28 protein-coding genes are annotated in these 24,191 nt (G+C 71.9%); 15 read left to right on the forward strand and 13 right to left on the reverse strand.

All coding sequences use genetic code 11. The annotated features are described in order from the left end of the window. Window positions 1-536: 536 nt before the first annotated feature. Window positions 537-926, reverse strand: coding sequence for a very short patch repair endonuclease (locus FHS22_RS23035; RefSeq protein WP_184944713.1), 390 nt, complete (start codon window positions 924-926; stop codon window positions 537-539). 322 nt (window positions 927-1,248) lie between these two features. Then, window positions 1,249-1,497 (reverse strand): hypothetical protein, encoded by a 249-nt coding sequence (locus tag FHS22_RS37410; protein WP_221473977.1) that lies wholly within the window; start codon window positions 1,495-1,497, stop codon window positions 1,249-1,251. A 243-nt stretch (window positions 1,498-1,740) separates the two neighbouring features. On the opposite strand from FHS22_RS37410, the gene FHS22_RS23045 reads away from it, so the two are divergent. Then, window positions 1,741-2,139 (forward strand): aminotransferase class IV, encoded by a 399-nt coding sequence (locus tag FHS22_RS23045; protein WP_184944715.1) that lies wholly within the window; start codon window positions 1,741-1,743, stop codon window positions 2,137-2,139. 17 nt (window positions 2,140-2,156) lie between these two features. Here FHS22_RS23045 and FHS22_RS23050 read toward each other — a convergent pair whose 3' ends face one another. The 4 genes from FHS22_RS23050 to FHS22_RS23065 form a co-directional block, all read right to left on the reverse strand. Beyond that, the gene (locus FHS22_RS23050) at window positions 2,157-2,717 is read right to left on the reverse strand and encodes a dihydrofolate reductase family protein (RefSeq protein ID WP_184944717.1); all 561 of its coding nucleotides are present in this window, start codon (window positions 2,715-2,717) and stop codon (window positions 2,157-2,159) included. A 165-nt stretch (window positions 2,718-2,882) separates the two neighbouring features. Beyond that, window positions 2,883-3,449, reverse strand: a complete 567-nt coding sequence (locus FHS22_RS23055; protein WP_338047891.1) for a GNAT family N-acetyltransferase — start codon at window positions 3,447-3,449, stop codon at window positions 2,883-2,885. 62 nt (window positions 3,450-3,511) lie between these two features. Next, window positions 3,512-3,844, reverse strand: a complete 333-nt coding sequence (locus FHS22_RS23060) for a hypothetical protein (protein ID WP_184944721.1) — start codon at window positions 3,842-3,844, stop codon at window positions 3,512-3,514. Window positions 3,845-3,960: 116 nt separating this feature from the next. Then, a complete protein-coding gene (locus tag FHS22_RS23065; RefSeq protein WP_184944723.1) occupies window positions 3,961-4,866 on the reverse strand; it encodes a LysR family transcriptional regulator in 906 nt (301 codons plus the stop codon). A gap of 76 nt (window positions 4,867-4,942) precedes the next feature. Here FHS22_RS23065 and FHS22_RS23070 point away from each other — a divergent pair, with 76 nt between their 5' ends. Further along, the gene (locus tag FHS22_RS23070; RefSeq protein ID WP_184944725.1) at window positions 4,943-5,665 is read left to right on the forward strand and encodes an aspartate/glutamate racemase family protein; all 723 of its coding nucleotides are present in this window, start codon (window positions 4,943-4,945) and stop codon (window positions 5,663-5,665) included. Here the strand turns inward: FHS22_RS23070 and FHS22_RS23075 are convergent. Together FHS22_RS23075 and FHS22_RS23080 are read right to left on the reverse strand one after the other, a co-directional pair. Further along, window positions 5,646-6,017 (reverse strand): VOC family protein, encoded by a 372-nt coding sequence (locus FHS22_RS23075; RefSeq protein WP_184944727.1) that lies wholly within the window; start codon window positions 6,015-6,017, stop codon window positions 5,646-5,648. The two genes, FHS22_RS23070 and FHS22_RS23075, sit on opposite strands and share 20 nt — an antisense overlap. Before the next feature lie 102 nt (window positions 6,018-6,119). After that, the gene (locus FHS22_RS23080) at window positions 6,120-7,091 is read right to left on the reverse strand and encodes an NAD-dependent epimerase/dehydratase family protein (RefSeq protein ID WP_184944729.1); all 972 of its coding nucleotides are present in this window, start codon (window positions 7,089-7,091) and stop codon (window positions 6,120-6,122) included. A 38-nt stretch (window positions 7,092-7,129) separates the two neighbouring features. Between FHS22_RS23080 and FHS22_RS23085 the strand changes: the two genes are divergently transcribed. Together FHS22_RS23085 and FHS22_RS23090 are read left to right on the forward strand one after the other, a co-directional pair. After that, window positions 7,130-7,699: a hypothetical protein gene (locus FHS22_RS23085; protein ID WP_338047892.1), complete on the forward strand. Its 570-nt coding sequence runs from the start codon at window positions 7,130-7,132 to the stop codon at window positions 7,697-7,699. 95 nt (window positions 7,700-7,794) lie between these two features. After that, window positions 7,795-8,787: a sensor histidine kinase gene (locus tag FHS22_RS23090; protein ID WP_338047893.1), complete on the forward strand. Its 993-nt coding sequence runs from the start codon at window positions 7,795-7,797 to the stop codon at window positions 8,785-8,787. Window positions 8,788-8,880: 93 nt separating this feature from the next. On the opposite strand, the gene FHS22_RS23095 is transcribed toward FHS22_RS23090, so the two are convergent. The 3 genes from FHS22_RS23095 to FHS22_RS23105 are packed head-to-tail and all read right to left on the reverse strand — an operon-like array spanning window position 8,881 to window position 12,215. Then, window positions 8,881-10,287 carry a sugar ABC transporter permease gene (locus FHS22_RS23095; protein WP_184944732.1) on the reverse strand — a complete coding sequence of 469 codons (1,407 nt, stop codon included), beginning with the start codon at window positions 10,285-10,287 and terminating at the stop codon, window positions 8,881-8,883. Further along, window positions 10,268-11,092 carry an ATP-binding cassette domain-containing protein gene (locus FHS22_RS23100; protein WP_184944734.1) on the reverse strand — a complete coding sequence of 275 codons (825 nt, stop codon included), beginning with the start codon at window positions 11,090-11,092 and terminating at the stop codon, window positions 10,268-10,270. The genes FHS22_RS23095 and FHS22_RS23100 overlap by 20 nt, the downstream gene beginning before the upstream one ends. A 4-nt stretch (window positions 11,093-11,096) precedes the next feature. Further along, the gene (locus FHS22_RS23105) at window positions 11,097-12,215 is read right to left on the reverse strand and encodes a sugar ABC transporter substrate-binding protein (protein ID WP_184944736.1); all 1,119 of its coding nucleotides are present in this window, start codon (window positions 12,213-12,215) and stop codon (window positions 11,097-11,099) included. A gap of 330 nt (window positions 12,216-12,545) precedes the next feature. On the opposite strand from FHS22_RS23105, the gene FHS22_RS23110 reads away from it, so the two are divergent. The 5 genes from FHS22_RS23110 (at window position 12,546) to FHS22_RS23130 (ending at window position 16,876) form a co-directional block, all read left to right on the forward strand. Next, the gene (locus FHS22_RS23110; RefSeq protein WP_184944738.1) at window positions 12,546-13,265 is read left to right on the forward strand and encodes a hypothetical protein; all 720 of its coding nucleotides are present in this window, start codon (window positions 12,546-12,548) and stop codon (window positions 13,263-13,265) included. Between the two features lie 23 nt (window positions 13,266-13,288). Beyond that, window positions 13,289-13,741 carry a phage holin family protein gene (locus FHS22_RS23115; protein ID WP_338047894.1) on the forward strand — a complete coding sequence of 151 codons (453 nt, stop codon included), beginning with the start codon at window positions 13,289-13,291 and terminating at the stop codon, window positions 13,739-13,741. Beyond that, window positions 13,717-14,418, forward strand: coding sequence for a DUF3618 domain-containing protein (locus tag FHS22_RS23120; protein ID WP_184944742.1), 702 nt, complete (start codon window positions 13,717-13,719; stop codon window positions 14,416-14,418). The genes FHS22_RS23115 and FHS22_RS23120 overlap by 25 nt, the downstream gene beginning before the upstream one ends. Window positions 14,419-14,540: 122 nt before the next feature. Continuing rightward, entirely contained in the window at window positions 14,541-15,578 is a 1,038-nt protein-coding gene (locus FHS22_RS23125; protein WP_184944744.1) for a YihY/virulence factor BrkB family protein, read from the forward strand. A gap of 242 nt (window positions 15,579-15,820) precedes the next feature. Then, complete coding sequence (locus tag FHS22_RS23130) at window positions 15,821-16,876, forward strand: class I SAM-dependent methyltransferase (protein WP_184944746.1); 1,056 nt, start codon at window positions 15,821-15,823, stop codon at window positions 16,874-16,876. A 63-nt stretch (window positions 16,877-16,939) separates the two neighbouring features. Here the strand turns inward: FHS22_RS23130 and FHS22_RS23135 are convergent, their stop codons facing one another. Beyond that, window positions 16,940-18,607: a diguanylate cyclase gene (locus FHS22_RS23135; protein ID WP_184944753.1), complete on the reverse strand. Its 1,668-nt coding sequence runs from the start codon at window positions 18,605-18,607 to the stop codon at window positions 16,940-16,942. 177 nt (window positions 18,608-18,784) lie between these two features. Here FHS22_RS23135 and FHS22_RS23140 point away from each other — a divergent pair, with 177 nt between their 5' ends. From FHS22_RS23140 to FHS22_RS23155, 4 genes are all read left to right on the forward strand, one after another. Continuing rightward, window positions 18,785-19,594: an oxygenase MpaB family protein gene (locus FHS22_RS23140; RefSeq protein ID WP_184944755.1), complete on the forward strand. Its 810-nt coding sequence runs from the start codon at window positions 18,785-18,787 to the stop codon at window positions 19,592-19,594. Between the two features lie 114 nt (window positions 19,595-19,708). Continuing rightward, window positions 19,709-20,980, forward strand: a complete 1,272-nt coding sequence (locus FHS22_RS23145) for an erythromycin esterase family protein (protein WP_184944757.1) — start codon at window positions 19,709-19,711, stop codon at window positions 20,978-20,980. 311 nt (window positions 20,981-21,291) lie between these two features. Further along, the gene (locus tag FHS22_RS23150; RefSeq protein ID WP_184944759.1) at window positions 21,292-21,645 is read left to right on the forward strand and encodes a DUF3140 domain-containing protein; all 354 of its coding nucleotides are present in this window, start codon (window positions 21,292-21,294) and stop codon (window positions 21,643-21,645) included. A gap of 85 nt (window positions 21,646-21,730) precedes the next feature. Then, entirely contained in the window at window positions 21,731-22,225 is a 495-nt protein-coding gene (locus FHS22_RS23155) for a hypothetical protein (RefSeq protein ID WP_184944761.1), read from the forward strand. A 69-nt stretch (window positions 22,226-22,294) separates the two neighbouring features. On the opposite strand, the gene FHS22_RS23160 is transcribed toward FHS22_RS23155, so the two are convergent. Beyond that, on the reverse strand, window positions 22,295-22,915 hold the full coding sequence (locus FHS22_RS23160; protein ID WP_184944762.1) for an SMI1/KNR4 family protein: 621 nt from the start codon (window positions 22,913-22,915) through the stop codon (window positions 22,295-22,297). Between the two features lie 133 nt (window positions 22,916-23,048). On the opposite strand from FHS22_RS23160, the gene FHS22_RS23165 reads away from it, so the two are divergent. Beyond that, complete coding sequence (locus tag FHS22_RS23165) at window positions 23,049-23,432, forward strand: nuclear transport factor 2 family protein (RefSeq protein ID WP_184944764.1); 384 nt, start codon at window positions 23,049-23,051, stop codon at window positions 23,430-23,432. A gap of 136 nt (window positions 23,433-23,568) precedes the next feature. Continuing rightward, window positions 23,569-23,760, forward strand: a complete 192-nt coding sequence (locus tag FHS22_RS23170; RefSeq protein ID WP_184944766.1) for a hypothetical protein — start codon at window positions 23,569-23,571, stop codon at window positions 23,758-23,760. The last annotated feature ends 431 nt before the right edge of the window (window positions 23,761-24,191 follow it).

Below are 24,191 nucleotides of genomic sequence, written 5' to 3' on the forward strand. Positions count from 1 at the left end.
GATCTACCACCTTTCCAGTCTTTTGGGAGAAACTTAGTCGAGAAGAAGCCGGGAGAAGAAGCGGTCCCTGACGATGAGCGCATCGATCGGTGGATTTGTGCCACACTGTCCTGTGTCGGCTCCGGTCGGCTTCATTGTTCGACGGCGCAAGGACGCTGAGCTCGAGTCGGCCATCTACCGCACCTGCGCCGGACAGGGCTATGGCACAGAGCCGGCATCTCCGGTCCTGCCAACAGCGCGCTCTGTGGCTGACAGCCCTACCTCCTTGCTGACCGACGAACCCGATCGTGAGAGTACCCGGCCGATGCCCACTCAGCTAGAGAGGGACGGGAAGCGTTCCGCGTTGCCGCCAACTTCAGGTTGACTCAACAAGGTCGATAGCGAATTATCTTTGATTCACAGCTATCGGAAATCACTTGTCCAGGATACTCGTTAAACGGCATGAATCATCAATTATGAGATATGGGTGGCGAGCCTGTCGGCTCGGCAGGGCAGTGACGCCAGGCTCAAGTGTGATGAGCATGAAGTGAAGGACATCATGCTTTGAACAACTCTCGTCGCTCTCGCACAACGGCGACGATGGTCTTAACTGCCTCGGCCGGGTCTTCGTGCTCCCATACACGGACAGGCATCCAGCCGGCGTCGGTCAACTTGCGGTCGGTGTCCTGATCGCGTTCCCGATTGCGTGTGATCTTCTCGCGCCAGAAGTCCGCGTTTGTTTTGGGCCATGTTGCATGCTCGGGGCAGCCGTGCCAGTAGCATCCATCCACGAAGACAGCCACGCGCGCAGGCCCGAACACGATATCGGCCTCGCGGTTCAGGTCGGGTATGGGCCGCCGGTGCACCCGGAAGCGGAGACCCGCGTGGTGAAGCTTCTTGCGGATTAATATTTCAATCTGCGTGTTGCGGCTGCGCTGGCGGCTCATTCGGCTACTTGTTGCAGGAGTGGTGGTCAATGGTTGCGTCAAAGCTTGCTTTCCTTCAAAATTTAATACATATAGTCCTCTGCCTTGCGCAGTGCTATGTGTATTTCCGTGTTCCTGTCAATCTGAGCTCAGGCTGATCTTCCAATGTGCATCTCGTTGATGTTGTCGAATCGGGCTTCGGAGTAGTCGAACCCGAGGAGGGACGCGGCCCGGAGGACCGTCTCTTCGTCCGGCTCTTCGATTTCGATGGAGGTCGGCAGGTCGGGCCAGGTGTCGATGTCGAAGGCGATGTCGTCCAGACCCCAATCCTTGCGGTAGTTCGCTAGTAGCGAGCTTCGCGCAGGCCGAGGTGGTGGAGCACCTCGGCCATGGCGTGCAGGTCGCTGACCTCTGCCTCGATCTCGGTGGTGCCGTCGATGACGGTGGTGTTCGTGACCTGCTTAAGCGTGAGGGTCGAGGAGTCCCCTCGTCGCGCAGGCGGACACCGGCCGCTGCTGAAGGTGTCGCTCTTGAAGATGCTGCGGGTGAGGAGGATGCGGGGGAAGGCCTGGACGGTGCCCAGAGCGGTCAACCTGGCCCGGAGGTCGCGCCGTGGACGAACAGGATCGTGGCCTCATACTCGTGCTTCATGGTGTCCTTCTTCCCCCCGGGGCCCGGGTCGCTCCGGCGTTCGGGCTGCGAGGAGTAGACCCGTACGGTGAGTGTGGTCGTGGATCCTGCCGACGTGGGCCCGCTCGGCGAACTCACCCGTCCTCAACGTCGGCAGAATGGGGTCGCCTCCTATGCGTGGGCTGAAGACTACGAGGATGATCACATGGAGTTGAACGGACGACCGGTCACACCTGACGAGCTCAGCGCGCTCGGGCTGTACAACTACGGGCACCTCACCTCGATGCGGGTGGAGGAGGGTGGACAGGTCTGCGGCCTCTCCCTGCGCCTGGACAGGCTCCTCCACGACTGCCGGACCCTCCACGGCGTCGACCTCGACCTGGTACGGCGCTTCACCCGGCGCGCCGTCACGGCGGCGACGCTTCCCCGGATCGTGCACCGTGTTCGATCCGGCGCTCGACCTGGCCCGTCCGGGGCCGACGCGCACCTGGGCATCCTGGTCTCCAACCGGCCGACGTCGACCGGGGCTTTGCCTCCGTTGAAAGGGGAAAGGGCATCCGCGGGATCGGTCACGGATCTGGACGGCCCGGTACGGGCCCGGTGAACGTTCGGGTCGATGCCTCAGACGGTGACGGGCCGGTAGGAATGCAGGACGTTGCCGGAGCCGAAGGTCCTGGTCTTGAGCAGTTTCAGGTCGATCCTGCTGGTCGTGTCCCCGAAGAGTGGGGCGCCGCCCCCGAGGATGACTGGATTCATCATGATCCTCAGTTCGTCGAGGAGTCCCATCTGCAGAACGCTCGCAGTCAGGTTGGAACTGCCGAGGATGGCGATGTCCTTGCCGGGCTCCTGCTTGAGCCTCGTAAGCTCCCGGGCGGCGTCACGGCTGATGATTCGTGTGTTGGCCCACTCGGTCCGGTCGAGCGTTCGCGAGACGACGATCTTGTCTGTGCCGTTCATCCGCTCCGCGACCGCGGGGTCGGCCTTCTTCCCCGCCGGGGTCGGCCAGAACTCCGCCATCATCTGGTAGGTAAGGCGTCCGAACATGAGCGTGCCGGCCTCGTCGAGCTGGCCCAGAGAGAACTCGTTGAACTCCTCATCGGTGTTGTGCCAGCTGAGGTCATGGTCTCGGCCCTCGAAGTACCCGTCCAGTGTCACCATCATGAACGAGAAGATCTTTCTCATGGATGCCTCCGGAGATTGTCCTGCGACCACTGTTGATCACCGGGGGCGCCGATGGCAAACGAAGGAGCCCGGCACCGCGCCCGGCGCGACCATCATGAGGTACTTCGTGGCCGCCGGCCCAGGCCTCGGCTCCGAGGAGGCCCCGGACGGCCGCCGGGAGGAGGGTCAGGCCGCGGCCCGGCGGTGGCACCAGGTGAGCAGGGTGACGGTGCCGTCGCCGCGATCCCGGACGACGGGCTCGTCGTCGGTGAGACGGAAACCGGCGGCCCGCGCGACCGCGGCGCTGGCCTCGTTGCCCGGGGCGATCCGCAGGAGCACGCGGCTCATCGCCAGGGTGTCGTACGCGTAGCCGGTCATCAGCCGTACGGCCCGTGCCGCCAGCCCCTGTCCCCGGTGCTCGGCGCCGATCACGTAGCCGAGCTCCGCGTCGGGGTCCGCGGCGGAGGTGCGGAAGAGCAGGACCTCCCCGCGGGGACTCCCGTCCTCCCCGGCGATCGCCAGATGGATGCGGAGACCGGCGGCGCGCCCCTCGCGTCCCCTGGCCAGGTACGCCTGCGCGGCCTCGAACGTGAAGGGGGAGCGGAGCGGGGTCCAGCGGTCGACCTGGGGTTCGTCGAAGAGCCGGACCATCGCGGGCAGGTCCTCGTCGGTCCACTCGCGAAGACGGATACCGGGTCCCGAGAGGCTGATCCCGGGGGCGAAGACGGTGTGGGAAGCGTCCGATGTCGTCACCCGGACCATTCTGCTCCCCGGAACCGGAGCGAGCGGCACGGCCCGGGTCATGCGGGGCCGGGTCATTCGGGGGCGGGCGGGGGAGCGGCGTCGGGGTCCGGCTCCGGACCGGCCAGGGAGAGCCGGCGGATGCGTTCCTCAGCGCCCAGTATCCGCAGCGTCCGCACCAGGGGCTCCCGGTGGATCTCCTTCTCTGCCCGGTCGTACATCGAGGTGAGCGCGTCGCGCAGCCCGGCCGCCTCCGTCACCAGCGCCTGCGCGGCGTTGACACCGGCGTAGGTGTACTCGGCGGAGGCCGGGTTGATCCGGCCCAGGAGTTCGAGAACCTTCAGGTAGTGGTGGAGGAAGTCCTGCTCGGCCCGGGTCAGGGCCGGAAGCGGTCGTTCGGGCTGCATCGGCTGGTCACCCCTGGGATCGGCTCCGGGCGTCGGCGTCCAGGCTACCGATCATGTGAACGGGCGGCCGGGCAGGGCTCCGCCGCGCCGCGGGCGCGGAGATCCGGCGGCCCCGCTCAGCCCGGCGCCGGGGCGAGGACGTCGCGCAGGGCCCGTACGGCGGCGCGGACGGCGGGGATCTGGTCGGCCTCGCGGGGATGGACCAGGTGCAGGCTCCGCGGGCGGAGTCCGGGCACCGGGCGGACGGCGACGCCGGGGGCGGTGAAGGCGTCGAGGGCGAGCCGGGGCAGCAGCCCGATCCCCAGGCCCCGGGCGATCAGCGCCTGGGTGACCACGTAGTCGTCGGTGCCGTGCCGTACGTCGGGGACGAACCCGGCTTCCTCGCAGGTCCGGCGGAGGTTCGCCGCGCACCGCTCGCAGCCCGCGATCCACTTCTCCGCCGCCAGCGAGCGCAGCTCCACCGGCGGACCGGTGGACACGGCCTGCGGGTGGGAGTCCGGCAGGACCAGCAGGACCGCGTCCTCGCCCGCGGCCTCCCGGACCAGGCCGGGATGATCGTCCGGCTCCTGCCCGGGGTGGGAGAACGTCACGGCCAGGTCCGCCTCCCCGGCGGCCAGCAGGGCGAGCGCCTCGGGCGGCTCGGCCTCGCGGAGCCGTACGTCCACCCCGGGATGGCGCTCGCCCAGCAGGCTCATGGCGGCCGGGACGACCGCAGCGCTGGCCGAGGGGAAGGCGGCCAGCCGTACGGTGCCCTGCCGGAGCTGGGCCAGGGCGGCCAGGTCGTCGTCGGCGGCGTGCAGCCGGACGGCGACGGCGTCGGCGTGGCGGAGCAGGACCTCGCCCGCCTCGGTGAGCCGGACGCCGCGCGGGCGGCGCACCACCAGCGCCACCCCCGCCCGCCGCTCCAGGTGGCGCAGGTGCTGGCTGACCGCGGGCTGGGTCCAGCCGAGGGAGCGGGCCGCGCCCGCGATCGACCCGGCGCGGGCGACCTCCCGGAAGACGAGCAGGCGGTGGGGGTCCATGCCATAAGTATGGCTTGGGGGTCGCCCAAGAAAGCCAGGTCTACCTAGGCGCCGCCGGAGGCGGCAGGCTGCCTGCATGACACGAACCATCGGCCTGATCGGCGGCATGAGCTGGGAGTCGTCGGCGGAGTACTACCGCCTGCTCAACGAGGAGGTCCGCCGCCGCCTGGGCGGCCACCACTGCGCCCGGAGCCTGATGCTGACCGTGGACTTCGCCGAGGTCGAGGCCATGCAGCGCGCGGGTGACTGGGCGGCGGCCGGGCGGCTGCTCGCCGGGGCGGCCGGGACCCTCGAAGCCGGCGGAGCGGAGATGGTCCTGCTCTGCACCAACACCATGCACCGGGTCGCGGAGGAGATCGAGGCCGTGCTCACGGTGCCGTTCGTGCACCTCGTCGACGCGACGGCGGAGCGGATCACCGCCGCCGGGGTCACGACCGCGGGCCTGCTGGGCACCCGCTTCACCATGGAGATGGACTTCTACCGCGACCGGATGCGCCGCCACGGGATCGAGGTCGTCGTCCCCGACGAGCCCGGCCGCACCCTGGTGCACGACGTCATCTACCGGGAGCTGACCCGCAACCGGATCGAGGAGTCCTCCCGCCAGGCGTACCGGCGGGTCATCGCGGACCTGGCCGCCCGCGGAGCCGAGGGGGTGATCCTCGGCTGCACCGAGATCACCCTGCTCGTCGGCCCGCAGGACAGCCCGGTCCCGGTCTTCGACTCCACCCGCATCCACGTCGAGCGCGCCGTGGACCTGGCCCTGGCCGGCACGGCGGAGCTCAGTGGGTCGGGTCGATGACGCAGAAGCGGTTGCCGTCGGGGTCGGCCAGGACCACGAAGTCGGGGTCCTCGGGGTAGAGGTCCCAGTCGACCCTGACGGCGCCGAGGGAGACCAGCCGCTCGACCTCGGCGGCCTGGTCGGCGGTGTCGCGGGCGTAGAGGTCGAGGTGGACGCGCGGGTGCTCCTGGACGGGGGAGACGCTGAGGCCGAGCGCGAGCGCGACCCCGGGGCCGCCGCCGGCCGGTTCGAGCACGGCCCAGTCGTCGCGCGTCTCGTTCTCGCGCGGGACGTAGCCCAGCGCCCGGGTCCAGAACCCGACCGCGCGCCGTACGTCCTCGACGCCCAGCACGACCGTCCTGATCTCCAGCATGCGCCGATTCTGGCAGACGGGCGGCCGGGGCCGGGCCGCGCCACCGGCCGGGAGGCGGGCCCGTTCCGGCGGGCGACGGCGTACGGCGCGCGGGCCGGCCGGTCAGCGGGCGTGCCAGGCGGCCAGGATCCCGGCCTCCCTCTCCGGGGTGATCGTGGTCTCGACGGAGAAGTCCGCCTCGGCGGCGCGGATCTCGCGGACCGACTGCGCGAGCGGGCGCGGGCTCAGCCCGGCGGCGTAGGCGGCGGACGGGTCGGCGGTGTTGATCCCGGTGCTCTCGCCGTCCTCGCCCCAGAGGGGCAGCGAGCGGCCGTCCTGGCCCGCCGCGCGCAGGAAGTCCCCGTCCACCCAGGTCAGGGTGGTCCCGGCCGGTGCGACCTCGGCCGCGACCGCCTCCAGCATGTCCCCGAAGGTGAACGGCGGGCGCGGGCTGACCGCGTGGAAGACGCCGCCGCTCGCCTTCTCCGCCATGGCGACGGTCCAGGAGGCCATGTCGCGCCCGTCGATCACCTGGATCGGGGCCGACGGGTCGCCGGGGGCGAGGACCTCGCCGCCGCGGGCGATCCGGTTCACCCAGTAGGTGAAGCGGCCGGTGTAGTCGTGGGGCCCGATCACGTAGGTCGGGCGGACGACCAGCGTGCCGGGGCCGAACCGCCCGGTCGCCGCCCGCTCGCACAGCACCTTCAGCGGCCCGTAGGTCGCGCCGGTCACCGTCTCGGGGACCGGGCCGGAGGAGTCGACGAGCGGGGACTCCTCGGTGAAGCCCGGCGCCTCGGGGACGGCGTAGACGGCCGTGGTGGAGACGAAGACGTACTGGCCGGCGGTGACCGCGCCGGCCAGCGCCTCGACCTGGGACGGCAGGTAGGCGCTGACGTCGATCACCGTGTCCCACTCCGCGCCGCGCAGGATCTCCAGGCCGGTGTCGCGGTCGGCGATCAGGTGCTCCGCCTCGGGGAACAGGCCGGGGCCGGTCCGCCCCCGGTGGAGGAGGGAGACCTCGTGCCCGGCCGCGAGCGCGGCCTCGGTGATGTGCCGGCCGACGAACCGGGTGCCGCCGATGATCAAGATACGCATACCGGACATCCTTCCCTACATCGGCTATGTTCTCGCCCGTGACGAGGAACTGGAAGGTCCTCCTGATCGCGGGCGCGTCGGGGACCGGGAAGAGCCGGGTGAGCTACCCGCTGGCACGGCACTACGGCGTCCCGATCGTCGAGGTGGACGACATCGTCGAGGCGCTCCAGGCGATGACCACCCCCGAGCAGCAGCCGCTGCTGCACCACTGGCGGACCCGTCCCGAGGACGCGGACCTGCCGGCGGACGAGATCGCCGCGCTGCAGGCCGCCGTCGCCGAGGCGCTCGTCCCGGCGGTGGAGGCGGTCGTGGCCAACCACCTGGAGACCGGCACCCCGGCGGTCGTCGAGGGGGACTACCTCCTGCCGCGCCTGGCCGTACGGGAGGGCGTGGCGGGGATCGTCCTGCACGAGCCGGACCCGGAGCAGCTCGTGGAGAACTACCTCCGCCGCGAGCCCGGCGCAGGGGAGCAGCGCGGGCGGGCCGTGGCGAGCGCCCGCTACGGGGACTGGCTCGCCGAGCGGGCCGGGGAGGCCGGCGTCCCCGTGGTCGCCGCGCGGCCCTGGGACGACTCCGTCCGGCGGATAATCGACGTGCTGGGCGGCTGAGCCGGGCTCATCTCATTTGGGTGGATGCCCGTCCCGGCAATATCGGCAGAGGGTACTTTGGAAGCATCGGTTCGGCTATTCACGAGGCGGTCAGCGTGACGATTCAGCCAGAGGCGGGGCCGTACGGCCCGTCTCGGAGCGCGCCCGCCGAGCCGTTCACGCATCCCGCCTTCTTCTACCGGGGCGCCGCCGACTACCTGGCGGGCACGACCCGGTTCGTCCGGGACGGCCTGGCGGCGGGAGAGCCCGTCGCGGTGGCCGTGCCCCGGGGCAACCTGGAGCTGATCCGCGGCGAGCTCGGCGAGGACGCGGCGGAGGTGAGCCTGCTCGACATGGGCGAGGCCGGGCGCAACCCCGGGCGGATCATCGCCAACGTGCTGCGGGCCTTCGCCGACCTCCATCCGGACGTCCACGTGCGGATCATCGGCGAGCCGATCTGGCCGGGCCGCTCGGCGGCGGAGTACCCCGCCTGCCTCCAGCACGAGGCGCTGATCAACGCGGCCTTCGCCGGCCGGGACGTCACGATCCTGTGCCCCTACGACCTCGACGGCCTGGACCCCGCGGTCATCAAGGACGCCGAGCGGACCCATCCCGTGCTCATGGACGGCTCCGGCACCCGCCCCAGCCCCGGCTACGCGCTGGAGAGCGTCCTGCGGGAGTGCAACGTGCCGCTGCCCGCCCCGCCCGGCGCCGCCGCGATGAGCTACGGCGACGGCTTCTGCGACGACCCGCTGGGCCGGGCCCGCGCCTTCGCCGTCGAGCACGCCGCCCGCATCGGCCTGGCCGGAGAGCGCCTGGAGGACCTGCGGCTGGTCGCCAGCGAGCTGGCCGCCAACAGCCTCGACCACGGCGGCGGCTCGGGGAGCCTGCGGATCTGGTCCGAGGACGGCCAGGTGGTCATGTCCGTCAGCGACGCCGGCCACATCACCGACCGGCTCGCCGGACGCCACCCCGCCGATCCCCGGCAGCTCGGCTCGCGCGGGCTGCTCGTCACCCATCTCCTCGGCGACCTGGTCCGCGTGCACACCGGCCCGCAGGGCACCACCATCCGGGTCCACTTCGACGTCGGCGGCCCCGCCGGCGCCTGACCGGAACCGCCCCGGCGGCGGCGTCCGGGACGGGCCCCCGCCTCGGGTCCCGCGCTCTCCGGCGGCCCCGCCGTACGGCCGCCGCGGGCCGGCTCAGGCGCGTCCGGCCGCCTTCTGGCTGCGCCGGGAGACCGAGTCGATGACCACGGCGGCGAGCAGGACGGCCCCGGTGACCATGAACTGGATCGAGTTGCTCACGCCCTCCAGCGCCATCCCGGAGGAGATCGACTGGATGACCAGCATGCCCAGCAGCGCCGAGTACGCCGTGCCGCGCCCGCCGAACAGGCTGGTGCCGCCGATGACGGCCGCGGCGATGGCCATCATCAGCACGTTGCTCTGCCCGGTCGCCTGGCTGGCCGAGGCGATCCGGGAGGCGGCGAAGATGCCGCCGACCGCGGCCATCGCACCGGAGATCATGAAGACCGAGATCCGGATCATGGCCACGTTGATGCCCGCGCGCCGGGCCGCCTCGATGTTGCCGCCGACCGCGAAGACGCTCCTGCCGTAGCGGGTGCGGCGCTGCACGAAGTCGGCCGCGACGACGACCACGAGGAAGATCAGCAGGGCGAGCGGGAGGCCCTTGTACTGGTTGAGGACGTACGCCGCCCCGAACGCCAGGACCGCCAGGCCGGCGGTGCGCAGGAGGACGTCCCCGGTCGTCCGGGTCGGGATCCCGGCGGCCCGGCGGCGGGCGTTCCCCACCAGGGAGACGGCGAGGAAACCCGCCACGGCGAGGCCCGCCAGGCCGTACGCGGCGATGACCTGGTTGAAGTAGGTGCTCGTCAGGCCGGCGACCAGTCCTTCGTAGGGGAGGTTCACGGTCCCGTTGGGGCCCAGCACCCAGAGCTGGAGACCCGTCCACGCCAGCATGCCGGCCAGGGTGACGACGAACGACGGCACGCCGATCCTCGCGAAGAACAGCCCGTGGACGAACCCCAGCGCCGTGGCGACCGCCACGGCCGCGGCGATCGCCGCCCAGGCGCTCCAGCCCTCGTTGACGTGGAGTACGGCCAGCACCGCGGCGCACGCGCCGCTGACCGCGCCCGCCGACAGGTCGATCTCCCCGAGCAGCAGCACGAAGACGATGCCGACCGAGATGAGGCCGGTCGCCACGATGTCCACGCTGAGGTTGGAGAGGTTCTGCGGCGAGAGGAACTGGTCGTTCAGGCTCTGGAAGATGATCCAGATGGCGACCAGGCCGACCACGACGGGGAGCGGGCCGAGCTCGCCGCTGTGCATCCGGCGCCTGAACTCGCCGGCGTACCCGGCGAACCCCCGCTCGCGGACGAGCAGGCGCGGGTCGGCCTGGGCCTGCGCGGCCGGTCCGGCCGGTCCCAGCGGGTCCGTGCGGTGCTTCGGGCCCGCCGCGCGCCGCGAGCCGCCCCGGCGGCCTCCCCCGCCGCCCGGGCCCGAGGGGCCTCCGGCGGTGCCGCCCGGACCTGCGGAGCGGGCCGGGCCCGCCGCGCCCGACGGGTTCTCCTCACTCCTGGGATCGGTCATCGGAGGCCTCCTCCGGTACGTCGGTGCGGGTCCGCCGCCGCGAGACCGCGTTGTCGCTCGCCCCGGTGATCGCGGCGATGATCTCCTCCTGCGAGGTCCGGTCCGCGTCGAAGACGCCGTTGTTGCGGCCCAGGCGCAGTACGGCGACGCGGTCCGCGACGGCCTTCACGTCGACCATGTTGTGGCTGATCAGGATCACCCCGAGCCCCTGGGAGCGGAGCCGCTCCACCAGGTCGAGGACCTGGGCGGTCTGCTCGACGCCGAGGGCGGCGGTCGGCTCGTCCAGGAGCACGACCTTCGGCCTGCCCAGCAGCGACCGGGAGATCGCCACGGTCTGCCGCTGGCCTCCGGAGAGCGACGCCACCGGGATGCGGACGCTGGGGATCCTGATGGAGAGGGTGTGCAGCAGGTCGCGGGAGCGCTTCTCCATCGCGACCTCGTCCAGGACCCCGAAGCGGCGCAGCTCCCGGCCGAGGAACAGGTTGCCCACCACGTCGAGGTTGTCGCAGAGCGCGAGGTCCTGGTAGACGGTGGCGATGCCGAGCGCCTGGGCCGCGCCGGGGCTGGTGACCGCGACCGGGCGGCCCTCCCAGCGGATCTCTCCGGTGTCGGCGGGGCCCACGCCGGCGATCACCTTGATGAGGGTCGACTTCCCGGCGCCGTTGTCGCCGACCAGGGCGACCACCTCGCCCGCGCGCACCTGCAGGTCCACGTCCGCCAGGGCCTGGACCGCGCCGAAGCGTTTGGAGACGCCCTCCAACGCCAGGACGGGCGTCCCGGATGCACCTTCCCGTACGGCGGTCATGGCGTCAGGAGATCCCTGCGGCCTGGCAGGCCGCCTGGACGTCCGCGGTGCAGATCTCCTCGGCCTTCCAGAAGCCGTCCTTGACCACGGTGTCCTTGATGTTGTCCTTGTCGACCACGATCGGCTGGATGATCATCGCCGGGATCGGGGAGCCGCTCCCGTTGTCCACGGTCCCGGTGCCCTGCACCGTCTTGCCGGAGCCGAGGTCGACGGCGAGCTGGGCGGCGTTCTTCGCCTCGGGCCTGATCGGCTTGTAGATGGTCATCGTCTGGGTGCCGAGCAGGATGCGCTGGATGCCGGCGAGCTCGGCGTCCTGGCCGGTCAGCGGGGTGCCCTTGGGTACTCCGGCGTTCTGCATCGCGCGCGCGATGCCGCCGGCCATGCCGTCGTTGGCCGAGTAGATCCCGATGACCTTGTCCGCGCCGAGGGCGGTGAACGCTCCGGTCGCCTGGGTGTTGGCCTGGTCGGGGCTCCAGTCGGGGGTGTCGTACTCCTTGCCGACGGTCACCTGGCCGTCGAGCACGGAGTGGGCGCCCTTCTTGAAGTCGCCCGCGTTCGGGTCGGTGGGCGAGCCGTTGATCATCACGATCGGGCCGCGCTTGGGGTCGCCGCCCTCCTTGAGCGCGGCGAGCAGCGCCTCTCCCTGCATCTTGCCGACCTGGACGTTGTCGAACGAGGTGTAGGCGTCGATCGGGCCCGAGGCCAGCCGGTCGTAGGCGACCACCTTGACGCCCTGCTGCTTGGCCTTCACCACCGACGAGGCGATCGCCTTGGCGTCCACGGCGTCGAGGATGAGCACCTTGACGTTGTTGGTGAGCATCGAGTCGACCTGCTGCTGCTGCTGGTTCGGGTCCTGGTTGGCGTTGGTGTAGACGACCTCGCAGGTGGGGCAGAGGGCCGTGACCTCCTCGGTGATGAGCGGCCGGTCGAACTTCTCGTACCGCGCGGTCTTCGACTCCGGCAGCAGGAGGCCGATCTTGAAGCCGCCGGCGGCGCCGGTCGCGGCGGTTCCGGTGGCGGCCGGCGTGGCGGGCTCCCCGGACTGTCCCGCCGTCCCGCAGGCCGTCATCCCGAGTGCCACCGCGAGTACGGCGGGACCCATCGCCCAACGAACCGTCTTCATCGCGAACCCCCCGATAAACGGTCAATTCATGTCATCAGCGACAGGAGTACCCGAAACCGACACGAGGACGCCGTGCGGGGGTCGATCATGGCGAGGTCTTGGCGGGGAGGGGGTCCTGCTGGGGCCCGCTTGGGTGGCAGGTGGGGCTCCGTTCGCCGAAAGGCCGGGTCGGGCCGCCTCCGCGGGGCGGTCCGCCCGCCGAGGTCAGGGCGGCAAAGTGCTGATTCCGAAAGGAGATCATTGGCACCGGTTTGAGCAGTTTGTGCATGCAGGAGGCCTGCGAGGGTAGCGGCGCATGGACCGAAGACGCACAACCGTTGGAGGCATTCGGTGAACGAGTATCCGACCGGGATGGGGGAGAGCCCGGGACAGAACGGGGAGCTTCAGAGGCCCGCCCAGGGCAGATCGCCCATGGGAGAGGCCACCCAGCAGGCGAAGTCGGCGGCCGGAGAGGTGGCCGGGGTCGCCAGGGAGCAGACGCGCATGGTGGCGGGCCAGGCCAGGGACGAGGCGCGCCACGCGATGGACCGGCTGCGGGACCGCGCGGGCGAGCAGGCGCAGTACCAGAGCCGCCGGGCCGCGGAGAGCATCCGCCAGTGGGCCGACGACCTGTCCTCGATGAGCGACGCCGCCAAACCCGACTCGCCGGTCTCCGGGATGATGCACCAGGTCGCCGACGGAGGACGGCGAGCCGCCGACTACCTGGAGCAGAACGGGCTGGCCGGAGTGGTGGAGGAGATCCAGAGCTTCGCCCGCCGCCGCCCGGGCGTCTTCCTCGCCGGCGCACTGGCCGCGGGCTTCCTGGCGGGCCGGATCGCCAAGGCCACGACGGGCACCGGGAGCGGCACCGCGCCCACCCCGTCCACGCCTCCGCCCACCACTCCGACCTTCGCGCCGGCGGCCCCCGCGCAGCCGGTGGCGCAGCCGTCCCCCCAGGCCTCCACGACCCAGCCCGCCGAGTCCCAGACCCCGTCCGTCCTCTCCGGAGAGCGGCTGAGCGGGGGCGTCCCCACGTCCGCGCCGAGAACCTGGGACGGTGACAACCGATGAGCCGGCCCAGCCGCGGAGAGACGGTGAGCCCGCCCGCACGCGCGGACGGAGTGAGCGCGCCCGCGCAGCGGGACGGCAGAATCCAGGACCTCCGGTCCTCCCAGCCGTCCCTGGGGCAACTGGTCGGTGAGATCGGCAACGACCTGTCCACGCTGTTCCGCCAGGAGGTGGAACTGGCCAAGGCCGAGGTCCGCCAGGAGGCGGTCAAGGCGGGCAAGGCCGCCGGGATGCTCGGCGGTGCCGGGTTCGCCGGCGCCATGACCGCGCTGCTGGTGACGCTGGCCGTCATGTTCGGCCTGGGCAACGTCATGGACCTGGGATGGGCCGCGCTCATCGTGGCCGCCGTGTGGGCGGGGATCGGCGCGGCGCTGTTCGTGAACGGGCGATCCCGGATGAAGCAGGTTTCGCCCAAGCCGGAGCAGACAATCGAAACGCTCAAGGAGGACGCACAATGGGCGCGGCACCTGACGAAATAAGGGCTGAGATCAACGCCACCCGGGCGGCGCTGGCCGCCGACGTGGACCGGCTCGCCGAGCGGACGAACCCGACGCGGATCATGCAGCGCCGCCGCGACCGGATGCGCCAGAAGATGCGCTCGGTCCGGGAGCGCGTGATGGGCACCCCGTCCCACGCCGCCCACCAGATGCGCGAGCAGGCCGGGCACGCCGCGCACGCCGTCCACGACACGGCCGCCGGAGCCGCGGGCACCGTGCGGAGCACCGCCTCGGACGCCGCCGAGACCGTCAAGCACGGCGCCCAGCACGCCGCCGAGACCGTCAAGCACGGCGCGCAGCAGGCCGCCGGAGCGGTCCGCGAGGCACCGGAGCAGGCGATGCGGAGCACCCAGGGCAACCCGATGGCCGCCGGGCTGATCGCCTTCGGCACCGGGCTGCTCGCGGCGACCCTCATCCCCAGGAGCGAGGCCGAGCAGCGGGCCGCCGAACAGCTCAAGGAGCAGGCGGGCGACATGGTGACGCCGGTCAAGACGGCGCTCCAGGACTCGGCCCAGCACCTCGGGCAGGAGGCCAGGGAGATCGCCCAGGAGACGGCCCAGCACGTCAAGGAGAGTGCGACCGAGGCGGCGCGGACCACGGGCGAGCAGGCGAAGGAGCAAGCTCACCAGGTGGCCGACCACGCCCGGTCCCACCGGTAGCCGCAGGGCGCCGCCGCCGTCCCCGGCACGACCGGGGCGGCGGCGTCCCCGTGGCGTCCCCGCGGTGGTTCCCTGAAGAGCGGTTCCCCTGCAAGAGCGGTTCCCCCGGAAGACGGTGACGCATGACAGACCACGGCGCCCGGCGCCCCTCCGGCGCCGCCCCCGCCCGCCGGGCGGACGACGAGGACTCCCGCAGCCCCGCCGCCCCCGGCCGCGGACCGGGGCGGGGCGACGTCCCCGACGGCCCGACCGAACTGCCCGGACACTCGTGGTGGGGCGTGCTCAGACGCACCGCCAAGGAGTTCCAGCAGGACAAGCTGACCGACTGGGCCGCCGCCCTCACCTACTACGCGGTGCTGTCGGTCTTCCCGGCGCTGCTGGCCGCGGTCTCGCTGCTGGGCCTGTTCGGGGAGTCGGCGACCCAGCCGCTCATCGACAACCTGGGCGCGCTGGCACCGGGGCCCGCCAAGGAAATTCTGCACACCGTGCTGCTGACCCTGCAGGAGAGCCAGCGGGGCGCCGGGATCGCCACGGTCATCGGCATCGCCGTCGCGCTCTGGTCGGCCTCCGGCTACGTCGCGGCGTTCATGCGGGCCGCCAACATCATGTACGAGATGCCCGAGGGCCGTCCCCTCTGGAAGACCCTCCCGCTCCGGCTGGCCATCACCACCGTCCTGGTGGTCCTGACGGCGGCCGGGGCCGTTGCGGTGGTCTTCACCGGCGACCTCGCCCGGCGGGCAGGCGACGTCCTCGGTCTGGGGGAGACCGCGGTGACCGTCTGGAACATCGCCAAGTGGCCGGTCCTGGTGCTCGCCGTGACGCTGGTGCTCGCCCTGCTGTACTGGCTGGCGCCCAACGTCGAGCATCCCGGGTTCCGCTGGATCACCCCCGGCAGCACGCTCGCCGTCGTGCTGTGGATCGTCGCGTCCCTCGGGTTCGGGTTCTACGTGGCCAACTTCGGCTCCTACGCCAAGACCTACGCCGCCCTCGCGGGCGTCGTCGTCTTCCTGATCTGGCTCTGGATCACGAACATCGCCGTGCTGCTCGGGGTGGAGTTCGACGCCGAACTCGCCCGGGCCCGCGCGATCGAGGAGGGGCACCCGCCCGAGGAGGAGCCCTACGTCGAGCCCCGCGACACCCGGAAGATGGACGGGGACTGACCCCTGGAGGGGGACCGGCCCCGGCCCGCACGGGTCCCGCCGGGCCGTACGGGCCGGGGCGGACCGGGGCGGACCGGGGCCGGAGGTACGGCGCTGCGGCGGCCGTACGGCGAGGCGGCGCCGTACGGCGGGACCGGTGACAGCCGCGTGACAGGGCCGGCGGCAGCCGTGCGACAGGGCCGTGAAGGCACGGCATCCGATGCTCCCTGAGGTCGAACGACAACCAACGGGAGAAGATCATCATGAACGCGGCCAAAGTCGAGGAGTTCTACCTCCAGATCGCCCAGGAGGCGCTCGGTGCGACCCTGAGCCTCTCCAACCACCTCGGGGACCTGCTCGGAATCTACCGGGCCATGGCCGGGGCCGGGCCCCTGACCAGCACGGACCTCGCCACCCGGACCGGCCTGTCGGAGCGGTACCTGCGGGAGTGGCTCTCCACCCAGGCCGTCGCCGGGCACCTGTCCTACGACCCCGCGACCGGCGCCTTCGAGCTCCCCGACGAGCACGCCGCCGTGCTGGCCGACGACGACGCCGTCACCTCGCGGGCCGGGCAGATCGAGGCCGCGGCGGCCGCGTGGCTCGCGGTCGACGGCATCGCCGCGGCGTTCCGCAGCGGCGAGGGCTTCGGATGGCACCGGCACGACCCGCGCCTGTTCACCGGGGTGTCGCGCTTCTTCGCCCCCCTCTACCGCATGTCCCTCGTCCAGCAGTGGCTGCCCGCCCTGGACGGGGTGGTCGAGCGGCTGCGCTCCGGCGCGCACGTCCTGGACGTCGGCTGCGGGCACGGCACCTCGACCCTGCTCATGGCCGAGGCGTTCCCCGCCTCGCGCTTCGAGGGGATCGACTACCACGAGGCCTCGGTCGAGGCCGCCCGCCAGGCCGCGGCCAAGGCCGGGGTGGACGGCCGCGTGCACTTCCACGTCGGCGACGCCACCGAGGACGCCGCCGGTCCGTGGGACCTGATCTGCTTCTTCGACGCCCTGCACGACATGGGCGACCCGGTCGCGGCCGCCCGGCGGGCGCGGGAGGCCCTGGCCGAGGACGGCACGCTGCTCGTGGTCGAGCCGGCCGCGGCCGACCGGCTGGAGGACCGGATCGGCAACCCGGTCTCGATGAGCTACTACGCGGCCTCGACCGTCATGTGCGTGCCCCACTCGCTGTCGGAGGAGCCCGGTCTCGCCCTGGGCGCCCAGGCGGGTTCCGAGCGGCTGCGGGAGGTGCTCGTCCAGGCCGGGTTCAGCCGGGTCCGCCTGGCGCTCACCACCGAGTACAACCTGGTCATCGAGGCGCGCCCCTGACCTCCGGGAGGGCCGCCCGGACTCCCCGGGGGAGGGGCCGGCGGCCTCCTCGCGGCGAGGCCCCTACGCCGCCGCGCTGCTGGACGGGCCGTCCGGTGCGGCGGCCAGCTCGACCCGGTCGCGGCCGCCGCGCTTGGCGGCGTAGAGCGCCTCGTCGGCGGAGTGCAGCAGGCCGTCCGGCCCCTGCCCGCCGGTGAGCATGGCGACACCGGCGCTGAACGTGACGTGCAGGTCGTGGCCGCCGATCCGGGCGGCCTCGCCCGCCACCCGCGCGCGCAGCGCCTCCGTCCGGGCCCGCGCCTGCTCGCCGGTGGCCCCGGGGAACACGACCACGAACTCCTCGCCGCCGTAGCGGGCCACGACGTCCCGCGGCCCGGCCTGCCCGGACAGCAGCCCGGCGAAGCGGACCAGGACCTCGTCCCCGACCCCGTGGCCGTAGCCGTCGTTGACCTGCTTGAAATGGTCGACGTCGAGCAGGGCCACGCTGAGCGGCCCGCCGCCGGCCGCGGCCAGCGCCACTTCGCGCCGGAGCACCTCCATCAGGTGGCGGCGGTTGTACAGCCCGGTCAGGGCGTCGCGGACGGCCTGCTCGGCCAGGTCGGCGCGGAGTGCCTCGATGGTGCTCAGCTGCTCGCGCAGCCGGGTGTTGGCCTGCTCCACCTCCCACCGCTGCTCGCGCAGCCGGGTGTTGGCCTGCTCGAGCTCGCGCCGCTGCCGGTTGAGCGCGCTGATGTCCCGGATGACCATGATCCATCCGACGCGCCCGCCCCGGCTGTCGTGCAGCGGACCGCTGCGCACGTTCACCTCGATCTCCCGCCCGTCCCGGTCCCTGAGGGTCAGGTCGCTCTCCCCGCCCTCGTCCGGCGGCAGCCCGCCGAACTCGTTCTCGAACGAGTGCCCGGTGAGCCGGTCGGGGAGGTCGTGCGCCAGCCGGCGGAGCATGCGCTCGGCGGCGGAGTTGAGGTCGAGGAGCCGGCCGGAGGCGTCGATGGTGGCGACCGCGTCGCCGATCATGTCGAAGACGTGCTCCCGCGCCACGGGGATCAGCTCGGGCAGCGAGTGGTGGACGAGCGCCCAGTAGGTGACGACGGCGGTGACGCAGAAGCCGACGGGCGTCAGGTCCGTGGCGTCGTCCTGCAGGGAGAGGGCGATGATGTTGGCCATGGCCGGCAGGACGGCGCCGAGCAGGATGGCTCCGTACAGCCTCCGCTGGGCGCGCGGCCCCCGCATCCACGCGCGGACCAGCCGCGCCACGCCCACGGAGAGCAGGAGGTAGCTGTAGACGGCGTGCGCCCAGAACAGCGGGCCGAAGTGGGGCCTCACGAAGCCGACCGGATCGACCGTGCCGGACGAGAGGAAGAACAGGTGGTGCAGGGGGTCGGTCGTGACCGCGGTCAGGACGAGCACCGGTTCGACCGCCAGCAGCAGGGCGGTACGGCGCGGCAGCCGCCACATGCGGTCGATCACGGCCAGGGAGAGGCAGAAGAAGCCCGCCGGGATCGCGGACACGCCGAGGAACTTGACGATCATCAGCAGGTGCGCGACCCGGACGTCCCGGACCAGGAAGATGAGCGTGTCCACCGCCGACCACACCACGATCGCCGCCGAGACGAGCGCCAGCGCGCCGACCGCGGGAGCCGCCTGCCGCCGCCGCCAGCCGACGGCGGTCACCGCGGTGCCCACGGCCGTGGCCACCATGAAGAGCAGGACCAGGAACGGCAGTCCTAGCATCCTGCTCCCTCCTCGGGCGTCCGGAGATTGTCTCCGGTCTTCATCGGCACGGTGACCCTCCGGCATGAGGAATTCACCGTCCGCATCTCTCCGGGGGTTTCCCTCGACCCGGGCCCGCGCCTGCCGATGGATCTGCGGACCCTTGTAAAAAAGTAACGACTTACTTATGGTGCGTGTATGAGTAACGGTTTGTTCAAGGATGACGACCTGATCCGCGTGGTCGCGCGCGAGGGCATCCTGATCGCCGCCGGAGGGGCGGCGTCGCTGCTGCAGACCGCCCACCCCAAGGTGGCCCAGGGCGTGTACGATCACAGCTACACCGCCGAAGACCCGCTCGGCCGGCTCCGGGGCACCATGCAGTGGGTCTACGCCGTCTCCTGGGGCACCCGGGAGGAGGCCGAGCGGCTGAGCGCCGTCGTGACGCGCATGCACGACCAGGTGACCGGCCCGGACTACCGGGCGAACGACCCGGAGCTCCAGGTCTGGGTCGCCGCGACGCTGTTCGCCACGGGGGTCCACATCTACGAGGCCCTGTTCCGGAAGCTGGACGCCGCCGAGCTCACCGCCTACTACGAGCAGTCGAAGGTCTTCGCCACGATCCTCGGCTGCCCGCCCGAGCTGGTCCCCGCCACCTACGAGGACTTCCGCGTCTACTACGCGGACATGCTCGCCACGCTGAAGATCAGCGACGCCTCGCGGGCGGTGGCCGAGCAGGTGCTCAACCCCGACCTGCCCTGGTACATGCGGCCGGGGCTGCCGACGATCCGGCTCATCACCGCGGGGCTGATGCCCGCGCCGATCCGTGAGCAGTACGGCTGGCACTGGTCGCCCGCCCGGCAGGCGCGCTTCACCGTGCTCATGCGGGCCCTGGCCGTCGTCTACCCCCGGCTGCCCATGCGGCTGCGCACCCTGCCGCGCGACTACTACCTGAGCGAGCTGCGCAAGCGGATGTCGTCCAGGGGAGGGACGCTGCGGCGCGCGGCCTGAGCGCGCGGCCTGAGCGCGCGGCATGGGCGCGCGGGCGCCGGGTAAGGGATCCGTGATGGCTCCGGAGGCGGCGGCCCCGGAACACGTGACCGGAGCCGCGCGGAGGAGGCGGAGATGGGTCCCGACGAGATCAGGCGGTCGGCGCTGCCGCTGGACGCCCCCGACGACCTCGACCCGCTCATGGAGCGCATCGGCGAGGCCCGCTACGTCCTGATCGGGGAGGCGAGCCACGGCACGCACAACTTCTACTCCTGGCGGGCCGCGCTCACCTGCCGGCTGATCTCGGAGAAGGGTTTCCGGTTCGTCGGCGTCGAGGGGGACTGGCCCGACTGCGAACGGGTGCACCGGTCGGTGACCCGCCCCGAGGCCGAGGACCCCTACGACGCCCTGTACGGCTTCGCCCGCTGGCCGACCTTCATGTGGGCCAACGAGGAGGTCGTGAAGTTCTGCCGGTGGCTGCGCCGGTGGAACGAGGCCCGGCCGGAGGACCGCCGCTGCGGCTTCCACGGCCTGGACGTCTACAGCCTCTGGGACTCCCTGCGGGCCGTACGCCGCTACGCCGCGCAGAACCTGCCCGGGCAGGTGGACGCCGTGCTCCGCGCGGTCGACTGCTTCGACGCCTACGGCCACGACCCGCAGCAGTACGGGATGATCGCGAGGCTGTCGCCCGAGTCCTGCGAGAAGGAGGTCGTCGGCCTGCTCACGGCGGTGATCGAGGCCGCGCCCGGGGACGAGGCGGGCTTCGCCGTACGGCAGAACGCGGAGGTGGTGGCCGGGGCGGAGGAGTACTACCGGACGATGGTGCGCGGCGGCGCGCAGTCGTGGAACGTCCGCGACATCCACATGGCCGACACCCTCGACCGGCTGGCGGACTTCTACGGGGCCGGCGCGAAGGGCGTCGTCTGGGCGCACAACACCCACATCGGCGACGCCCGCGCCACCGACATGGCCGCCGCCGGGATGACCAACCTCGGCCAGCTCGCCCGTGAGCGGCACGGCGACGACGTGGTGCTCGTCGGCTTCGGCACCCACCGGGGCACGGTGGTCGCGGCGGAGCGGTGGGGCGCACCGGCCGAGGTCATGCGGGTGCCGCCGGCGCGGGCGGCGTCGCTGGAGTCCCTGATGCACGCCGCGGAGCTGGAGCGCGCGCTGTTCGTCGTGCCGCCCCCCGGGGACCGGCCCGGCTGGTACGACCGGCCGATGGGCCACCGGGCGGTCGGGGTGGTCTACCGTCCCGAGCGGGAGCGGTGGGGGAACTACGTGCCGACGGTGCTCGGTCGCCGCTACGACGCCTTCCTCTGGCTCGACCGCAGCGAGGCGCTGCACCCGCTGCACGGGGAGCCGCCCGAGGAGGAGGAGCTGGAGACGTTCCCGACGGCGGTGTGAGAGACGGGGAAGGCGGCCGGGCGGCGGGCGACCGCTGCGCCGCCTCCGGACCGGAATCCCTTTCGTGATGATTCGTTGAAATTCAGGAAAGACGCTGTCATTTGTCGGAATCGTTAGCGTCGTCGGGCGGGCCGGGGGAACGGAAGGTCCGGTGAAGGGAAGAGGACCGGGCCCGCCGGGCCCGCGGTCCCTCACCCGGTGGCGCGGCCGGTGACGTGTCCGGCGACGCGGCCGCACCGGTGACGGCCCGGGGCCGCCGCCGGGCCCCGCGCGGTGGCCGTACCGGACGCCGTACAAGACAGGAGAGCACCATGACCGACCGTTCCGATCCGGACCTCGACCGGCTGTGGCAGGAGTTCCACGACTTCGTGAACATGACGTCGGAGGAACTGCGGACCTTCCTGATGGCCTCCGGCTCGGGAGAGGAGGCCTCCTCGGCCGACCCCGGCGAGTGGATGCCCGGCCTCGGCCGGGAGGTGCTGAGGATCCTCGGGAAGCGCAAGGTCGACCTCACCCCGGACGACGTCGAGACGATGCGGCGCGTCGTCGGCGTCGCCGAGGACGCCGAGGCCCACGCCTCCGCCAACGTCAGGGACGACGAGCGGCGCCGGGCGCTGATGGCGGTCGGCCACGACCCGCTCCGGCCCTCCAGAACGGAGGGCTGACCGGGCGGCCCGGTGCCGTGAGCGGCCGGTGGACCGCGCCGCCGCTCACGGCACCGGCGCGATCCGCCGCCGATACGATGCGGACATGGGTCACCACATCTGCGCTCTCGTCGTGGCCGGAGCGGTCGACGCGGAGCGGGCCCGCTCGGTGGGGCTGCACGCCGAACTCGTGCACGGCGACGTCGGCGTGTTCCCGATCGACCACTTCTTCTCGGCCTACTGGGCCGCGATCCGGGGCAACGACGCACGACTCGACCTGCCCGACGGCCTCCCCTCGACATTCCCGGACGAGGCGGTGCTGCGCGACCTCGTCCGTGAGGTGACCGGCACGGACGAGCCGCGGTTCGCGATCATCCAGACGGAGTACTTCGCCGGGATCGGGGGGCAGTGGGCCGCGGCGTTCGCCGGTGAGAGGCGGCTGACGTCCGCCCAGGCGTCGATCAACGAGGCGCTCGCCGAACTCGGTGTGCGGGCGTCCGAATCGGAGGACGAGTTCGACGTGATCGGTCTCAGCCGGTTCCGGGTCAACCCCGACCACCTCGACCGCTACGCCGACCTGTGCGACGAACTCGGCGTCTGACGACCCGCTCCGGCCCGGCCGGGCCTCCGCCGGCCGGGCCTCTTCGCGGGGCAGGCCGGGCCGTGCCCCCTACGGAGTCTCCGCGTACTCCCGCAACCGGCGGTTCATGAGGTCCCAGAAGGAGCGGAAGCGTACGGCCCCGGGCAGCCATGCCGCGAGGTACCAGGCCTCCCACTCGCCGTCCGGGGTCGTGACATGCGGATTGAGGAGGTACGTGCCGTCGTCGTATTCTCCGATCCGCAGGGTGTCCCGCAGGTACTCGGTCCTGAGGGCCGCGGTGTCCTGCCCTTGCCCGTAGACGAAATAGTCCTCATCGGGAATCCTCAGGCCCTCGTACGAGGACGACCACGTGTCGGCCAGATCCGGGTCGAGCTCGCGGAGCCAGCCGGTCCCGCCGACCGGCAGCAACGGGCCGGCGGCGGCACCCGTCTCGTCCCAGCCGTCGCTGACCTCAAGGAACTCCCGGTAACTCGGCGGCAAGCGCATGCCGAGGCGCTCCTCGTGCCGCACGATCTCCGCTTCGGCGGCACCGGGCGTGCCCAGCCACTCGGGGGGAGGGTCCGCGGCCATCAACCGCGCCGACTCCGGCGGTGCGGAAGCCACGCTCCGCGCGTGCTCCTCATGGACCGCGCGGTTCACGGTGAGGAGAAGCTCCAGCCACGGGTAGCGGGGGACTCCGGGGACGCTCATGGGGCATACCGTACGGCAGCGCGATCAGGGAGCATCGGCCGGTGCACGGACCGTCCGACCGGCCGGGCGGTGCCGATCAGGGCCGGGACCGGACGAGGCCGGGGTGTCGGCACCCGGATGTAGGGTCCGCCGCATGGACGAGACAGCGAGAAGCCGGCGCGCCGTACAGGCCTACGTCGACAACGCCGAGCGACGCGACTGGGACGGCTTCGGGTCCCTGCTCGCCGAGGACGTGGTGTACGAGATGCCGCAGACCCGTGAACGGATCCGCGGGAGATCGGCCTTCCTCCGGTTCAACATGGAGTATCCCGGCGACTGGCATCTTCAGGTGAGGCGGATCGTCGCCGACGGCCGCCATGCCGCGGCATGGATCGACGCGCGGGTCGGCGCCGAGCACCAGGACGCATGCGTGTGGTTCGAGCTCTCCGACCAGGGGCTGATCAGCCGGGTCACCGATTACTGGCCGGAGCCGTACGAGCCGCCGTCCGGTCGCGAACACCTCGTGGAGCGCTGGTGAGAGCGGGCTCGCCCGGCGGTCGCCCGCCGGGCGCCGCTCCTTCGGCGACCGGTCCCTGAACCGGAGGGCGGCGAGGACGCGCCGGCCGGTCCGGAGCTCCAAGTGATCCGCAAGAGGTCCGGTCTACCGTCGGCGCATGCACAAGACGAAGATCAGACGCTCCGCCGCGCTGGCGGCCCTGCTGGCCGCATTGACCGTCTCCGCCCTGGGCCTCGCGGACAACGGGTCCGGCGAGTTCGAAACCCAGGTGAAGGTCAGCGCCGAGGGCGTCCGCCTGGGCGCTCTCGGCGGGGAGTACGACGTCGACGACGTGCGCTATCCCACGTGACCGCGCCTGGTGGCCGCCGGCCGGGCGCGGCACCCGGATACAGGCCAGGACCTTCGTGAACTGCGGGCTGTCGCCGCGCTGCCCACCGGTCACCGCCACGACGAGGGGTTTCCGGCCCCGGCGCCGGCAGGGGGTGTAGCGCCGGCCACCGCGCATCGGCCAGGTCGTGCCGACTCGCCGCCGGTACGGTGGCCACGAGGTCTCCGGTTCCGTTCCTCTCGGTCGTCGAACGGTCTACCGGAGACCTCACCGCCCATCTACGACCGACACATGCTTCTGCGGGCCAGCGGGTCACGGTCGTCGGGCGACCGGCCCACAGCACTCCTGAAACACGCGCTAGGAGTGTCCTGAAGATCTTGGTGGTCTTTTCAGACCCGGGTCGGGGATTCAGACTCGGGTCATGATGGGCCGTCGAAGGGCTCCGGCTGGGC

It is taken from the genome of Thiemannella venezuelensis (genome assembly GCF_014203605.1).
Classification (GTDB): Bacteria; Actinomycetota; Actinomycetes; order Streptosporangiales; family Streptosporangiaceae; genus Planomonospora_A; species Planomonospora_A venezuelensis.

Bases quoted from the DNA above. Each gene is read 5' to 3' on its own strand.
- FHS22_RS23035 (WP_184944713.1), bottom strand. From the start codon at position 926: ATGAGCCGCCAGCGCAGCCGCAACACGCAGATTGAAATATTAATCCGC.
- FHS22_RS23045 (WP_184944715.1), top strand. From the start codon at position 1,741: ATGGAGTTGAACGGACGACCGGTCACACCTGACGAGCTCAGCGCGCTC.
- FHS22_RS23050 (WP_184944717.1), bottom strand. From the start codon at position 2,717: ATGAGAAAGATCTTCTCGTTCATGATGGTGACACTGGACGGGTACTTC.
- FHS22_RS23060 (WP_184944721.1), bottom strand. From the start codon at position 3,844: ATGCAGCCCGAACGACCGCTTCCGGCCCTGACCCGGGCCGAGCAGGAC.
- FHS22_RS23065 (WP_184944723.1), bottom strand. From the start codon at position 4,866: ATGGACCCCCACCGCCTGCTCGTCTTCCGGGAGGTCGCCCGCGCCGGG.
- FHS22_RS23070 (WP_184944725.1), top strand. From the start codon at position 4,943: ATGACACGAACCATCGGCCTGATCGGCGGCATGAGCTGGGAGTCGTCG.
- FHS22_RS23075 (WP_184944727.1), bottom strand. From the start codon at position 6,017: ATGCTGGAGATCAGGACGGTCGTGCTGGGCGTCGAGGACGTACGGCGC.
- FHS22_RS23080 (WP_184944729.1), bottom strand. From the start codon at position 7,091: ATGCGTATCTTGATCATCGGCGGCACCCGGTTCGTCGGCCGGCACATC.
- FHS22_RS23095 (WP_184944732.1), bottom strand. From the start codon at position 10,287: ATGACCGATCCCAGGAGTGAGGAGAACCCGTCGGGCGCGGCGGGCCCG.
- FHS22_RS23100 (WP_184944734.1), bottom strand. From the start codon at position 11,092: ATGACCGCCGTACGGGAAGGTGCATCCGGGACGCCCGTCCTGGCGTTG.
- FHS22_RS23105 (WP_184944736.1), bottom strand. From the start codon at position 12,215: ATGAAGACGGTTCGTTGGGCGATGGGTCCCGCCGTACTCGCGGTGGCA.
- FHS22_RS23120 (WP_184944742.1), top strand. From the start codon at position 13,717: ATGGGCGCGGCACCTGACGAAATAAGGGCTGAGATCAACGCCACCCGG.
- FHS22_RS23125 (WP_184944744.1), top strand. From the start codon at position 14,541: ATGACAGACCACGGCGCCCGGCGCCCCTCCGGCGCCGCCCCCGCCCGC.
- FHS22_RS23130 (WP_184944746.1), top strand. From the start codon at position 15,821: ATGAACGCGGCCAAAGTCGAGGAGTTCTACCTCCAGATCGCCCAGGAG.
- FHS22_RS23135 (WP_184944753.1), bottom strand. From the start codon at position 18,607: ATGCTAGGACTGCCGTTCCTGGTCCTGCTCTTCATGGTGGCCACGGCC.
- FHS22_RS23140 (WP_184944755.1), top strand. From the start codon at position 18,785: ATGAGTAACGGTTTGTTCAAGGATGACGACCTGATCCGCGTGGTCGCG.
- FHS22_RS23145 (WP_184944757.1), top strand. From the start codon at position 19,709: ATGGGTCCCGACGAGATCAGGCGGTCGGCGCTGCCGCTGGACGCCCCC.
- FHS22_RS23150 (WP_184944759.1), top strand. From the start codon at position 21,292: ATGACCGACCGTTCCGATCCGGACCTCGACCGGCTGTGGCAGGAGTTC.
- FHS22_RS23155 (WP_184944761.1), top strand. From the start codon at position 21,731: ATGGGTCACCACATCTGCGCTCTCGTCGTGGCCGGAGCGGTCGACGCG.
- FHS22_RS23160 (WP_184944762.1), bottom strand. From the start codon at position 22,915: ATGAGCGTCCCCGGAGTCCCCCGCTACCCGTGGCTGGAGCTTCTCCTC.
- FHS22_RS23165 (WP_184944764.1), top strand. From the start codon at position 23,049: ATGGACGAGACAGCGAGAAGCCGGCGCGCCGTACAGGCCTACGTCGAC.
- FHS22_RS23170 (WP_184944766.1), top strand. From the start codon at position 23,569: ATGCACAAGACGAAGATCAGACGCTCCGCCGCGCTGGCGGCCCTGCTG.